Source organism: Pseudomonas sp. LBUM1676 (assembly GCF_059695605.1).
Genome location: NZ_CP166777.1, coordinates 5,186,971 through 5,200,217 on the forward strand (window position 1 = coordinate 5,186,971; position 13,247 = coordinate 5,200,217).

16 protein-coding genes and 2 pseudogenes are annotated in these 13,247 nt (G+C 53.5%); 12 read left to right on the plus strand and 6 right to left on the minus strand.

The genetic code is table 11. The features are described 5' to 3' along the window. The first annotated feature begins 135 nt into the window (after positions 1-135). Together ACA041_RS23920 and ACA041_RS23925 are read left to right on the plus strand one after the other, a co-directional pair. A complete protein-coding gene (locus ACA041_RS23920) occupies positions 136-885 on the plus strand; it encodes a hypothetical protein (protein WP_497437996.1) in 750 nt (249 codons plus the stop codon). A 129-nt stretch (positions 886-1,014) separates the two neighbouring features. After that, entirely contained in the window at positions 1,015-2,394 is a 1,380-nt protein-coding gene (locus tag ACA041_RS23925; protein ID WP_497437997.1) for a DUF6035 family protein, read from the plus strand. Positions 2,395-2,497: 103 nt separating this feature from the next. Here ACA041_RS23925 and ACA041_RS23930 read toward each other — a convergent pair whose 3' ends face one another. After that, positions 2,498-3,883, minus strand: coding sequence for a hypothetical protein (locus tag ACA041_RS23930; RefSeq protein ID WP_497437998.1), 1,386 nt, complete (start codon positions 3,881-3,883; stop codon positions 2,498-2,500). Between the two features lie 153 nt (positions 3,884-4,036). Between ACA041_RS23930 and ACA041_RS23935 the strand changes: the two genes are divergently transcribed. Further along, entirely contained in the window at positions 4,037-4,216 is a 180-nt protein-coding gene (locus ACA041_RS23935) for a hypothetical protein (RefSeq protein ID WP_497437999.1), read from the plus strand. Positions 4,217-4,336: 120 nt separating this feature from the next. Here the strand turns inward: ACA041_RS23935 and ACA041_RS23940 are convergent, their stop codons facing one another. Next, positions 4,337-4,747 (minus strand): hypothetical protein, encoded by a 411-nt coding sequence (locus ACA041_RS23940; protein WP_497438000.1) that lies wholly within the window; start codon positions 4,745-4,747, stop codon positions 4,337-4,339. A 181-nt stretch (positions 4,748-4,928) separates the two neighbouring features. Then, positions 4,929-5,738 carry a GIY-YIG nuclease family protein gene (locus tag ACA041_RS23945; protein WP_497438001.1) on the minus strand — a complete coding sequence of 270 codons (810 nt, stop codon included), beginning with the start codon at positions 5,736-5,738 and terminating at the stop codon, positions 4,929-4,931. A gap of 268 nt (positions 5,739-6,006) precedes the next feature. Between ACA041_RS23945 and ACA041_RS23950 the strand changes: the two genes are divergently transcribed. The 3 genes from ACA041_RS23950 to ACA041_RS23960 all read left to right on the plus strand — a co-directional run bounded on the left by ACA041_RS23950 (position 6,007) and on the right by ACA041_RS23960 (position 8,676). Then, on the plus strand, positions 6,007-6,450 hold the full coding sequence (locus ACA041_RS23950; RefSeq protein ID WP_497438002.1) for a 3'-5' exonuclease family protein: 444 nt from the start codon (positions 6,007-6,009) through the stop codon (positions 6,448-6,450). Positions 6,451-7,755: 1,305 nt separating this feature from the next. After that, entirely contained in the window at positions 7,756-7,938 is a 183-nt protein-coding gene (locus tag ACA041_RS23955) for a DUF2934 domain-containing protein (protein ID WP_497438003.1), read from the plus strand. 327 nt (positions 7,939-8,265) lie between these two features. Next, positions 8,266-8,676 carry a response regulator gene (locus ACA041_RS23960; RefSeq protein WP_497438004.1) on the plus strand — a complete coding sequence of 137 codons (411 nt, stop codon included), beginning with the start codon at positions 8,266-8,268 and terminating at the stop codon, positions 8,674-8,676. On the opposite strand, the gene ACA041_RS23965 is transcribed toward ACA041_RS23960, so the two are convergent. Then, positions 8,641-8,967, minus strand: coding sequence for a DUF1652 domain-containing protein (locus tag ACA041_RS23965; RefSeq protein WP_497438005.1), 327 nt, complete (start codon positions 8,965-8,967; stop codon positions 8,641-8,643). The two genes, ACA041_RS23960 and ACA041_RS23965, sit on opposite strands and share 36 nt — an antisense overlap. A gap of 176 nt (positions 8,968-9,143) precedes the next feature. Between ACA041_RS23965 and ACA041_RS23970 the strand changes: the two genes are divergently transcribed. From ACA041_RS23970 to ACA041_RS23985, 4 genes and pseudogenes are all read left to right on the plus strand, one after another. Continuing rightward, the gene (locus ACA041_RS23970) at positions 9,144-9,353 is read left to right on the plus strand and encodes a hypothetical protein (protein WP_497438006.1); all 210 of its coding nucleotides are present in this window, start codon (positions 9,144-9,146) and stop codon (positions 9,351-9,353) included. Between the two features lie 152 nt (positions 9,354-9,505). Beyond that, positions 9,506-9,793 (plus strand): annotated as a pseudogene (locus ACA041_RS23975) (DUF7693 family protein); the annotation flags it as partial. A gap of 259 nt (positions 9,794-10,052) precedes the next feature. Continuing rightward, complete coding sequence (locus ACA041_RS23980; RefSeq protein ID WP_497438007.1) at positions 10,053-10,274, plus strand: hypothetical protein; 222 nt, start codon at positions 10,053-10,055, stop codon at positions 10,272-10,274. 139 nt (positions 10,275-10,413) lie between these two features. Next, positions 10,414-10,641 (plus strand): AbrB/MazE/SpoVT family DNA-binding domain-containing protein, encoded by a 228-nt coding sequence (locus ACA041_RS23985; RefSeq protein WP_497438008.1) that lies wholly within the window; start codon positions 10,414-10,416, stop codon positions 10,639-10,641. Positions 10,642-10,787: 146 nt separating this feature from the next. Here ACA041_RS23985 and ACA041_RS23990 read toward each other — a convergent pair whose 3' ends face one another. Further along, positions 10,788-11,237 carry an Xre family toxin-antitoxin system antitoxin gene (locus tag ACA041_RS23990; RefSeq protein WP_497438009.1) on the minus strand — a complete coding sequence of 150 codons (450 nt, stop codon included), beginning with the start codon at positions 11,235-11,237 and terminating at the stop codon, positions 10,788-10,790. 953 nt (positions 11,238-12,190) lie between these two features. Between ACA041_RS23990 and ACA041_RS23995 the strand changes: the two are divergent. Beyond that, a pseudogene (locus tag ACA041_RS23995) lies at positions 12,191-12,386 on the plus strand (hypothetical protein). 38 nt (positions 12,387-12,424) lie between these two features. On the opposite strand, the gene ACA041_RS24000 reads toward ACA041_RS23995, so the two are convergent. Then, positions 12,425-12,589 carry a hypothetical protein gene (locus tag ACA041_RS24000; protein ID WP_497438010.1) on the minus strand — a complete coding sequence of 55 codons (165 nt, stop codon included), beginning with the start codon at positions 12,587-12,589 and terminating at the stop codon, positions 12,425-12,427. A gap of 50 nt (positions 12,590-12,639) precedes the next feature. Here ACA041_RS24000 and ACA041_RS24005 point away from each other — a divergent pair, with 50 nt between their 5' ends. Then, complete coding sequence (locus tag ACA041_RS24005; protein ID WP_497438011.1) at positions 12,640-13,215, plus strand: TetR/AcrR family transcriptional regulator; 576 nt, start codon at positions 12,640-12,642, stop codon at positions 13,213-13,215. Positions 13,216-13,247: the final 32 nt, after the last annotated feature.

Consider the following 13,247-nt stretch of genomic DNA (forward strand, 5'->3'; position numbering starts at 1 on the left):
GCGGCAAAGTACAATTGCGCGGAGGCCGATGATGATCGCTGATCGCCTTCGGCAAACCAACACCTCGTTCGCCACTCATGACCGATGATTGCGTGGCCGCGATCACCACTCCCCTTACACGTCAGAGGACACGCCGTGAGCTCGACCCAAGACTATTTTTTCGAGGTTCAACAGGAAGCCTGTATCGAATGGGGTCGCCAGATATACGGATTTGAGATCGACCCGGACGAAGAGCCAGAGCTATGGGAAAAGCTGGCAGCCGAATATTCAGACATGCTCGACGCTAGAGCCGAGATCCAATGGCTGAATCGTCACTCTCACCAGGAATTCTTCAAAGAATTCGAAACTGAGCTAGCGGCCACGGCTAGCCTGTTGGCTGCTGCAACCCAAACTCCCAACGCCAATACTGTCTTCAAGCTCGTCTATGCGCATACCGTCACTCTCATGGAAGCGCTGATCAGCTCGGTGGTGCGCAAGCTTGTCGTAAGCGACGAAAACCTGCTGAGATCGCTTGCTGCAGGCTACAAAAAGGTGAACGTTGTCTCCGTGTCTCTGAAGGAGATCGCTGAAAACCCGAAGGTGGTGGAAACCATCGTCCTCAGAATCTTGGCCGAGCAAACATTTCACAACGTCGCCACCATCAAGGAGGTCTTGGGCGTGATGTTTGGCGATCACATGAAAGACCTAGACCTGGCGGGAGTTGGCCGCATTTGCAGCAAGCGACATGACATCGTCCATCGCAATGGCAAGACGGTCGATGACAAGCCTATCGAGCTGTCACCAGCAGAGGTGGATCAGGCCATCAGCACCGTAAGTGAGTTTGCCCTGGATGTCAGGCGCAGGATTGAGGCCGCGCTCAGAGAAGCTGACCCCGTACCTTTTTGACGAGACCTCCACGACCACGCCCCCGTGCGCCGTCGACTCGACTGGGTGATAGCAAGTGTAAGATGTTCGGTGGCGAGGCCCAGCCGCAATCAGGATGCTGAGGGTACATACCCCCTGTAAGGACGCAGCATGTACACCCACGAAATGGCACAGCCTACCGACACGATGCTTCTGACCGAAATCCTCGACATGGAAACAGGTCTGAATATCGACCCCCAGGTGTTCCTGCGCCGGGAGTTGAGCCTGGTCATGAAAGACCGAGCCGAATTGATGGCCCGATATGCCCGAGATCCAGATGCACCTTGGCTGGTCTGCCAGCTGTGTTCTGCACCTGTGATCTTGGTGCGTACGAAAGATCGGTACTTTCATTTCCGCCATCACCTGAATGAAGAAGCGGAGAAGAAATGTTCGATCTCGACACGGGGCGAGCTGAGCGCCGATCAGATCAAATGCATCAAATACAACGCGGCGAAGGAAAGCGCGGCGCACTTGAGACTCAAGGCCATTATCCGCGACAGCCTGATGGCCGACGAAAAATGCACTGAGCCGCTGGTGGAGGCCGTTTGGAAAGGGCTGCGTTTGGCTGAGCGAGCACAGTGGCGAAAGCCGGATGTCCAGGTCGAACATGCAGGTCAGCGTCTGGCGTTCGAGGTTCAGCTGTCGACCACGTTTCTAAGCGAAATTGTAGGCCGACGCGAGTTTTACCGGCGCAACAACGGCGGAATGGTCTGGGTCTTCCACAGCTTCGATCCAACCACGACGCGTACTGCCGAAGAGGACATTTTCTACCTCAACAATCACAACGTCTTCCTGGTGAACGAGGCAACACTTGAGCGCTCCATACAGGCCAAGCGCATGGCTCTGGATTGCTGGTACCCCACTCCGGAGTTGCGAGGCAATACAATCTTCAATCGCTGGACGATGGCGCAAGTGTTCCTTGATGAGCTGACGATCGACCCTAGAGAACAGAAGGTGTTTTTCTACGATTACGATGCGCAGCGAGCTGAACTCGAACGCTCGCTGGATAAATCCCTGGTTCGTCAGGCCTTTTATGATTTTTGGAACCAGCACGCTGCCAACGACTGCAGGGAAACGGATGCGGCCTGGGTAACCTTGCGGGAGAAGATGCGGATAGCCATGCCGCGCCTGCAGTTGCCGGTGGATCATCGCACGGGCAAATTTCATGGTGCCATCTCGATCATGCTGAGTGCCCGCTTTGGGCGCCCGGTGGGCTACAACCTGCCTCGACTGCTGAACGTCGCCAACACGGCTTTCGATCACTACAAGGATTTCCTCTACGCCTTTGGGTGGACGCTGAGACTGTGCGGCCATGAAGACTCTCTCAAGGCTCAAGACAGCAAAGGTACGTGGCTTCGGCGCACGGAAATGATCAAGGAGGGCATGCGGAACTATGACGAAGATTTCCGCCAGGATCCTAGCCTCAACCATCTCATCGCATTCCTAGTCCCAGAGATCACCGAAAAGCTGGCTCAAGCCAGAGACTGGTAGCAGCGGATGAGTGCTCCGGGCCGGGCGGCGTCAAGCGACCTGACGACTCCTCCTAAGGCAGAATCTGCGCTGATCAGCGAGGTGGGCTAGCGTCGGAAGATCGTTATCGGGGCTCTTTTGAAGCTCTGTCTTGGGCCCAGTGAGTGTCCCCCTCGACCTCCTTTGTCGTGCCAGAGGACAGCATCAGGGTCTGCCTCGGGTATAGATCCATGAAGTCGGGGGCGCGAGAAAAGTCCTGCGTGGTTTCAGCCCACTGATAACCCTGCGCCTGTGGGTAATAATTCACGCCGTGCAGTAGGATGCCCAGCACCGTGGTGCCGGACGCATCATAGCCTGCGATGTTGTCCATATTCTTGACGCGACGGAGCTCCTCAATATCGATGCCGTCACGAGTCTCATACATCACATGAACCACGCCAGGCTTATCGGGCGGAATTTGCGTGGCAGCGTCGTGGATCAAGCCTTTGAAATGCCTAGAACGAAGCCCAAGAGATATCTCGTGATCACAACGCCATTGCGCTGCAACGCAGTTGGCTATGTCATCTAAGAAAATGTTGAGAATACTGTCAGGCGACCCCACGCGCTCAATGCTTTTAGCGATGGTGGCGATGCTGCGCTTTTCATTGGTGTCTACGTCACCGAACACCAGCTGCTCTTGTTGAGGGCAGTTTGGCCTGACCAGGAAGCGGCGGTAGTGACGCTCAAGCGGGGCTCGATCGACCCAGCGTAAGGCAGCGCTGATGCAGCCCTGTCTTACCCGAGCCCCGCCCCTCTCAAGTGCCAGCTCTACTACCTGGATCACCTCCTGGACACTGGTCAGCTTGACCTGACTGTGGAACGTGAGATCGACGATGCACCACGGAGCTCTGTCTAACAGGTATCGGCTGAGCGAAGCCCAAATTAGGCCCCAGGCGTCCTGCTCTTCCAGGGAATATCGGGTCTGCTGAGCGGCCCTTTTGCACTCGACATACATGCTGTCATTATCGAAATGAACAAGCATGTCTGGTGTCTTCTTAGTCTTCCCGTCTGGCCAGGTCAGGCTTAGCTCCGGCAGGAACTCCACCTTGTAGCCATTCTTCAGGTAGAACGCTGCGGTCAGCAGCTCGAAAAGTTGGGTGTCGGGCTTGTTGTTGTTCGCCAACATCTTGTCCAACACAGACCCAACGTTGGGGACGGCGCCAAGCTGTTCAGCAACGGCGCCTATTGCCATGGCGAAGGGATAGATGCGCTTGCTGCTGTAGGCGGAGTCGCTCTGCTGGACATCGAACGCCAGCTCGCAAGCGAGTATGTACCAGTCGATGTCGTCGTCCGCTGGCACGAAAAGCTGTGGTTCGATCGGCAAGGCAATATCCAGCGTGGCTTCTTTCTCCCGAATACGCGCCTCATAGCGGGCCTTCCGCTTCTCCCAAGTCTGCGCACCCAGCCTTTCGACCAGCAGTCGATAAAACGCCTTGATGCGCGAGCGCTCAAGTTCGCGAACCTCATCCATTGCCACCTCCTCCTTGCGGTTCAGAGAGAAACGCTGGCTAATGCTACCGCCAACAGCGGTACCAGTGAATACGCGGCGAGGCCCCATATACATCACATAAACGAGCACGCTGACGCAATCCCCGAGGTGACTTACGAGGATGTTGATGAGGCATTGAAAATCATCACCTCAGTGACGAACTGGATCTCGACCAATGTGTTCTACGACAACGCCTTTGGCAACGTTGTGGCCACCGCTGACTCCAGCCCGACGGAGTTCCTTGATCAGCCGTGGGTCACCACGCAGACCATCACAGCTCTTGAGCAGCATTGGCGTGAGGCACTTGTCGACTAACGCTTCTCACGTGAAGCGACTCGCGAATCTGCGCTACCGACATGAGCCAATGAAGGGAGGCGTTACGGGTGGTGAGAGCCCAGCTGAGTCTAGAACATCCCCATGCAAACTGAGCCTGGGTCATGAAGGAAGCAGGTTGGCAGCAAGGAAGCGTACGAGCAGTCCGACTACCCCACCGAAGGACATGAGCTGATTCCACAGATCAAACTGCGCCGCAGAAACGAGCCCTACCGCCACAGCGCTAAGGAACGTCATCGACAACCAAAACGGCCAAGCCTTGGCGCAGATTTTGATGAGTAATGTAAAAGATGCTCGATCAAGAAATTCGTCGACTCGCTGCCGGTACTTCTTACCCAGCAAAAAAGCTACGACGAACGCGACGCTAGCAATAGATGAAGCCACTAAAGGGGTTACCCGTTCATACATACCGCCAGTAATCGACATCAGAACGTAGCCGATATAGCTGAGCGTTACCATATAACCGACCGATACCTCGTATACGCTTTTATCAAGGTTGGGATCAAAACGCATATTCGTGAACCTCCTAAAAACTGAGTGAGTACTGGCTAATAATAATGGGCCGCCAGAAAGATGCACCTCACCCCCCCCTCAAAATCCTCTGGGCAGAACCGGTCTCTGCATCGCTCCGCCAGCCTTGTTTTGGGCGACGCTTAACAAGGTCAGTCATTGGAGGCGCAGAGGAATAACCGGTTTATTTGGCGATTTCGTAAAAGCCAGAGGCGCGGAGTTGCTTGAGGGTAGTGTCAGGGTCAACCGACTTCCAGGCAGCGCCGCGTACATTACGCCAACCGAACAGTCGCATCATGGAAACCGTGGCATCGGCAGTCTTGGCAGCAGCGTCGGACTCGCACAGAGCGCCTAGGGAGCGCGTAGTCAACACTTCAACGGGTTTGTGAAGTGCTGTCCAATCCGATCCCTTGCCGGCGAAATAGCGGTTAATACGCACATCCGGCTTTGTGCTGTAACCAACGTAGTAGCAGTCGCCTTCCAGCTTCAGAACAAACAGGAAATACTCGGCGTCCCGCTTGGCTAAACGCGATGTTAGGGCGGCGCTTGCAGGAGTAGCTCGACTGGGTGGCAAGCTTGTCGTGATGGTATTGGTTACGCTGTATACCTGGATACCGGCGCTGATTAGGTCGCCCGAGGATGAAGCGGTCGATAGTATCGAACCGTAGCCATGGCTGATGAGCCCCTTTTCAACATGCTCGACGCTCGTGTTGCAAAAGAATCCCCCACGCACATTCTCATAGCCATGCTCACGCATCAGTAGCAGCACGATTTCATTTTCTTCAAGCTCACCGCCTCGGTAGTCCACATCTTCAAGGCACTTGCGCATAAGCTCTTTCACAGGCGGATGCAAGCGTGTCCACTCTGAGCCGCTCCCGTTGAAATGCTTGCGGATGCGTCTGTCGGGATCTTTAGCCTGACCAACGTAGAATTTACCGTTGGCAAGCTCAAGCACATAGAGATACCGCACGCATCTTTCTAGCTTCCAGTCCATAGATCCCTGCCGCCTCCAATTGCCTAGGCCGAGCTTCTAGGCCGGAGTACCTAAACGTCAAGGCTTGGCTAGCCGGAATCTAAACTTAATGGGATTATGCACGGACTATCTCAAAGCGTTACGTCGAGCCGGGCCTTGCCCGAAGGAGCGATAGCAAAGAGGATCGCAGCCAGCCATATCCATAATTCACCTCACCGACGCATCTCCGCTATGGGTGTGTCATGACTCAGATCGAGATTGATTTGAATCCGACCCTCGGGACACACAAATGAAGCTTTTTCTAGACTGTGAATTCACGCATCTGTCGGCCCAAGCAAAGCTCATCTCGCTCGCCTTGGTCGCAGAGGATGGTCGCGAGTTCTACGTTGAGCTTCTAGACACCTGGCGGCCAGAAGACTGCAGCGATTTCGTTATCGAAATAGTGCTGCCTCAGATGTGGGGTGGTGCCTATGCTATGCCCATCATCGACGCCCGAGCAGCCTTACTCCAATACCTGGAGTCGTTCCATGAGACAGTGGAGCTAGTCACCGACGCTCCAGAGTTCGATTGGATGCTGTTCTGTGAACTCGCATATTCTGAAGGTAAGTGGCCGCATAACGTGCTGAACGTTCTCACCAATGCAGTGACTTTGGAAGCTTGCAACGATGGCTCTCCCCTTCCTCATCATGCCCTTCTAGACGCGAGGATCATTGCAGGAATGTTCAAGCAGTAAATTGCTAGAGCGCTGCAGGTCGCCTGAGGGGTGTATCGGGTCTCAAAAAAGCTGGCAGCGCTAATGAAAACGTAAGCAGCAAGAGCGCCATCTAAACAACCTGGGTTTGACCTTCCTTGCAACGAAGAATTGCGAAGCCCTTAACTCATCGATGCGCCGTCCTTCTCAAGGACAAAGTGCGATGCGCTGTCATAAATTGTCTCAGCTCAGTCCTGCACAGCGGTTGAAATCATGGAGTCATGCCGGTACTTGTAGAGCACCATTCTTTAGCAGGGAACGAGTCCATGCAGCCACGATTCAAGGTCATCAAGACCACCAGACTGGACGATGGCAGTAAGCAATACAGGGTTGTAGATCTCGTGGAAGGAGGCTCAGCTAGCAAGCACGGCGTATTCGAAGTCAGGGCTGATGCAGAGGCTGTTTGCTCACTATTGAACGCCGAGCATCCACGGGAGAGGAGCGTACGTTACGGCACCGCTTAACCAATGCTGATCTGCGAGTCGCCAGAGGCCTAACCCAGAGTAATCGTGTGACATTGGTGAACGTCTGAATATCGGTATGGATACTCGCTCTGACAGGACGCCTTGTAACCGCTCCAGGTCAATCGCAGGCACTCACTTTCGACTCCTCTCGAGTGACAACGCATCCCCCGTAGGCTTGTCTTGAGATTGACGCGATCCACTCACGACACTAATAGGGCTTGATGAAGCTCAATGGAAGGAATTGCGACTTCAATTCGCCTGCTATCAAGCCAACCTCTCGTTTTGCTGACATCGAAAATCTGGCCCTGATCCATCAAGGCCAAGAGGAGCTCATCAGAAATTCGGTAGCGCCCACAATCCGGGCAATCCCTCTCTTCCCATGGGCCATGACACTGAATGCGCTCTGCAACACCGACACAAATAAGACAATTCATCGCGACCACCAATTTTATCGTTGTACCTGATTCGTCGTGGGCCGCTTGCGACGGGGTGCTCACAGGCACTAACAGGTGTGCTGATGAGCCTGTGCTTGGTCGACTGGGAAGATCGAAAGAAAGTTCGGAGCGATGACGCTTTCGGTACAAATCGGTCGTATCCACGAATCCTGCCTAAGCACTGGGGGCGTCAGCACCCTTAGCTCATTGCCCTTGCTCCTCAGCCAGCGCCGGCATTGGCCCGAAGGCGGTCGAAAAAGCTATCCGATCAAACGCGATTGCGGAGCTTGTTATGACGACTACCCTTATCCTGCTAGACGGATCGGGGGACGACATTGGTTCTCCTTCGCCCGAAAATGACTCAGTGAAAAAATGGGAGGAATTCGAAGATGGATGAGCAAAAAATTCGAGAAGCTGCATATCGGCTGTGGGAAAAAGATGGGAAGCCGCAAGGACAAGACTTGGAACACTGGTTTACTGCTGAAAAATCAGCCGGCGAAGAGGATTTTGACCGTTCAACCGCTGGCTCAACGCAAGATAGCGAAGTCGACCCATCCCAAGCTGGTTCCTAGATGAAGTATGACTGGCTGATACCTATCGATAGCGCGCACGGTCGAATGCGCGCTATCGCCGTGACAGAACACTTACCTCTGTAGCCCTTGGAGCTTTCAACCGCCCAGGTGACTTCAGGTACATCGCCTGATCTTTGCGTGTTGGACTGCCTGGGCTCAATGCAGACGGCCACGTGATAATTCCTTGCCTTACCAGTACACACCGAATCCATTGATGTGAGACATCAAACGAATTGTTTTCAGGGTCACCCCTCTCGAAATTGGGCATAGACTCAGATCCTTACCATAGAGATGCCGGCACGTTCTGCCCGGCTAAGGAATCGATAAGTGAATGTCAATTGGGAAGGGTTATTACCAGTTCAAGGAGAGATTATCGTCATCGAAGACGACCCGACGTTGCGTTCGCTGATGGTGGATATCGTGGCGGAGATAGGCGCTAAAGCGGTAGCGTTCGAAACAGCTGATGACGCGTTAACCTATCTGCTGGAAGCGCATGATCAGTGTCGGCTGGTGATCGCAGACCATGGCGTGCCGGGGCAGATTCAAGGTATCGAATTCATTGAAATGGTCAGAGGTAGATGGCCGTACATCGCTGCAATTCTGACGTCCGGGTATCTGATTGACCCCGCGACAGTACCTGCATCAACCATCTATCTGCACAAGCCCTGGTCACTGGACGACCTGGTCATCGCGGTTGCGACCCTACTGCAGCCTGATCACCCCATCCGTAAGACTTGAGTCGACGTGACTTGGTGACTCTGATGCTGCGAGTCCACCATTCACCGCCGCGCTCACGCAGACTTTTTTGCGCGCCGCCATTTCAATTCTGAGTTCGGCGATCAAATTTGAAATCGCCCGACTGGACGTGAGAGCCGATACCAACACGCCGGGGACAAACAGTTCGACATGGCCTGAGGAAGGTTCAATCATCTTGATCAAAAGCGCCCCTTTTGGGTTCACCGTGCAGGTGCAGGAGCGTGGTAATAAACCGCTCTCAATGATATGTCGGAGCTCAAGAGCAGAGATCATGACGTTCCTTCGACTGGGGAATTTGAACTCAGTCTTGCCTAGGAAGCCCAGTAGTCAAGAAAGGCGCGAAAGCAAATTCACGACCAATTGTTTCGCCTCCCCTTGGCATCGAACTGACGTAGCTGATGCTCCAATTTTTATCCTGCTACGCTTGGCTTTTTCATGGAGGAAAATCGATGCCAAATTCAGACCTGCTTCCATCGTTGCTTTTCAAGATCAATCAAAACCAGCTTGCTCTTGAAGCATCCATCATGGAACTAGCCAATTGGGTCGAGCAGCGCGGATCAGCGGAGGTCGCCGGCAACGTACGCGGTGCTTTGGACACAATCAGCAGGAATGAAGAATTCATCAACATCACGTTAGCGGTGCTCATGACTCCTGAGTGAGTAGTTTTCGAGTTTGTGAGGCTAGCCGGGCCTCGTTGGCCCGAACGAGCGACCTCTCCATTCACGCCACTTCATACCGCAGCTTAGCTACGGGCAAACGATGACTTGTAAGCAAAATGATTTGAACACAACCCCCCCCCCTCACCGCCCACGAGGTTTGCCAGGTGCTCGCGGAAGTCGCACTCGGCAAACGCATTATGATGCGAAGTACCATCCAGTCATGGAATGAGATCTACCACGGCCTCATGCCCGTGGAAATTGATGACTGGGCACTCACCCTCTTCAATGACTGTGACACCCTGGACTACTGCGAGTACTGCAGGTCGGCTGACGGCCGGGTCGGTACACTCGAACTCTGGCAGTGCGACGGAGCCGATCCTGTCGAACTACTGAGTTCATGGGAGTGTGAACAGTTCGAACGATTGCTCGCTGGACTCTGAGCCTCAATGAAAAAAGGCCAGGTAAGGGTCTGGCCATTTCAGCCATCTCTAAAGCTGCTTCCGAGACTGTAGCCATGGCATCATTTTCATCACAGGCGGTTGCCGCCGAGCCTTGGTAGGCTTACCAAAATCTTTAACCTGCAATCCGGATAACTGCCAATCTGCGATGCAACCACAAATTTAAACGGCCCTGCCCTCACCAAATGCTCAATGTACCAATCGAATAGCTAGAGCTTGGCTTCCGAATAGGAGTAACAAATTGCTGAACCGCCCCGACAAAGACGCGCTCCGTGCAATGCTGGAATCGCAAGTTCAAGAAAAGCTGCAGCACAACCCAGACGCGGTAACGACTTATGCAGCAAAGCCTGTACCTGACCGAAAACCGTACACCAGCAAACCCACGGTTCAGGACAAGGCATTTCACAAAGAGCTCGAGCAGATGCGTGCAGACGCCGAAGCCAGGAGTGATACATACGCCTAAGCGCGAGCCGGAGGACGGAGGCGCCCCTAGCCTTAAGCTTGATGATTATCCGGATCTGTAAAAAATGTCGTCGAGAACCTACGGGCTTTGAACGGAGTACCGAATCAGGCGCAATGGAGACCACGTGAGAAAGCCACCTATGAAAATCATCATCGAAGAATGGGATGGTGACGGTGCAATTCGAATTCCCGATGAGGCGCTGCAGGAGCTGGAGCTAGATGTTGGCGACGCGGTGTACCTGAAAGAAGAGATTGTCGGCAACACGCGCTGCTTCGTCCTATCAAAAACGCCTCAGATTGCGGATCGAATAGACGAACTCACAGAAGCCTGGGATAGCGGACGGCTTGGTAACGCCCAGGAGAAATGAAGTAGCGGCAATGCGTCGTGACGGGCCAAATGTAGAGTGACTCGCCCAAGGCACTTGAAAAATCGGGGTCGAGCCGGGCTTAAGCCCGAAGGAGCGATAACCGTAGTAGCTATAGCTCCGCAGCCCTACAAGTCGGCTATCGGATCTCAAACAAGAATGCCGCTCTCCAGTCGGCCAATAAGATCGAGCACAGCGTTCGTCTCCACCCTCGTCCTCAGCATCTCGATTGGGCGCTTTGAACCGAGCCCTCGAGCCGGCGAGCTCATCCATTCTGTTGCAGCGACGAGGTCGTCCTCGAACAGGGACAAGACTTGCTCAAAGACAGCAATCAATGCGATCAAGCGGTAGCTTTCAAGGTGCTGAAGCGTCCCGTTTTTTGCCCTACATGCTAGTGATGCGGGGGATACGCCTATGGCCTGAGAAATGACCTTTCGCTCGACCTGCAGATTGTTCACTATCAGATTGAAACACTCGTAAAGAGGGCCTCGGTGTATGAGGTCATCAAGGGATTTGCCGCGCGAGGGCAGTCCTAAGGTTGACCAAATGTTTCCAAGCGTTGGTGGGCTTGGTCGGTACTCTTTGATCGATGACAACATCTGCACCTCCTTCAGAAAACCCGAAGCTTAGGCGGGCCCTGCCGGCCCGAAGCATCGACTGTAGGAAATTGCTCGATACGGCACCTGCTGCCAACACGTGCTTCATTCGACGTGGTGGGTACCGTCACAAATTGTCTCAGCTTAAGCCGACCCCATTCTTGAAAGCGTCTCTTTGTACCGGTACTTGTAGGTCACCAATCTCATGCGCGGAAAGCAACCATGCACGCAAGATATAGAGTGATTGAGACCACCACACTAGACGATGGAAGCAAGCGATACAGGGTTGTCGACCTTGTAGAGGGAGGTTCAGCTAGCAGGCATGGCGTGTTCAAAGTCAGGGTGGAGGCAGACGCTGTCTGTTCGCTCCTTAATACCGAGCATCCACGTGAGATTGGTGTAAGTCGTGCTTCCGCGAGTTCCTGATCCACTTGTTTCGGAAACGAGGCTCCTGATCACTATGCGGGATTGAATGCCTATAGCGCAGTCACGGATTCTCGTTCCGAAAGGACGCTTTGAAGCCGCTCCATGTTAACCCGCAGGCACTCAGCTTCAGCTTCCTCTCGGGCCTGATAAGTAGTCGTCAGACGTAGCTTCTCTTCATTGTCATAGATGTTGAAACCTATGGGCGCAGTCTTGCAGTAAAAGCGCGATCCGTTACGCATTGATCCCGTTTCCGTTGGGATAGCAGGGACAACAACAAATCTCGAAATCATGTTCACATCCTTCCCAAGCACCTCCTCACAAATAGCGGCTATAGGCCACCATTGCAAGCGACCGTAGTCAGTTTCCGATGAGCAGTACAAGCGGACATGGGTCGAGTGGAAGCATCGTAAAAAATTCTGGGTCTGCCTTACCCAGGCGGATCTACTTGCTTGAAAATCATCCATTCCTGAAAATTTCACTGCTGCTACGCTCTCCTCTTCCACGGAGGAGTCGCGACGCAAAATTCAGACCTGCTCCCTTCCCTACTCTTCAAGATCAATCAAAACCAACTCGCCCTTGTAGCCGCAATCATGGAGCTGACGCTCTGGCGTCGAGCAGCGCGGATCAGCGGAGGTTGCAGGCAACGTTCGAGGAGGGCTGGACACCATCAGCTTGAACGAGGAGTTCATCAAAATGACTCTCGCGGTAATGATGGCCCCCGAGTGACGTCTCCCTATAGACTTCGAAAGAAGCATCTGCAGGTTTCAACACCCGAGTTCCAGATGGCGTTGGCAATCTCTTCGATGATCTCGTCGCGCAGCCAACCAAATGCCCAAGCCGTCATGCACCAGAAATTTTATCCGTGAGACGGGGCGATTGGTGAAGAAATAAGCGAAAATTTTCCGTTGGCAATTCGGTTTTAGTTTCATCGAACGCTCGTTTTGCTATATTGCAAGCAGACCGCTAACTGAGAATTCCCATGCGATACTCCACTGAACACAAAGAAGAAACCCGCCGTCGTATTGTGGAAGCCGCTGGAGCATTAGCAAAAAAACAGGGTTTTGGGACGACAGGCGTCGACGGTTTGATGGGGGCTGCTGGGCTCAAAGGCTCAACCTTTTATCATCATTTTGATACCAAAAATGATTTGTTAGGAGAGATCATTGAGACCGAACTTGAGACCACCCGAGAGCGTTACGCAGGCGCCCGTAACGGTTCGAAGCGTGACTTGCTTAAGCAGACGCTGGCTTATATGAGTGTTCAGCATGTTGAGACGCCAGAGGATGGATGCGTGCTTCCAACGCTGAGTGCTGAAATCGCTCGGTCAAGCGAAGACGTCAAAAAATCATACGAGGATGCAATCAAGCGCATTCAAGGCGATCTCAAGCAAGTGATTGGTGATGGCAGCACCACGTGGGCACTTTTGGCCCTCAGTGTTGGCGCCGTTACGATGGCTCGTGCAATGGCCAGCGAAAAGAGTCGAGACGATGTGCTCAAAGCTTGTGGCAAGTTTGCCAAGCAGACTTTCGCAGCTTTGGAAGAAACTGAGGATTAAAATTCGAAGCCTGCTGAGAACAAGCAGTTAAA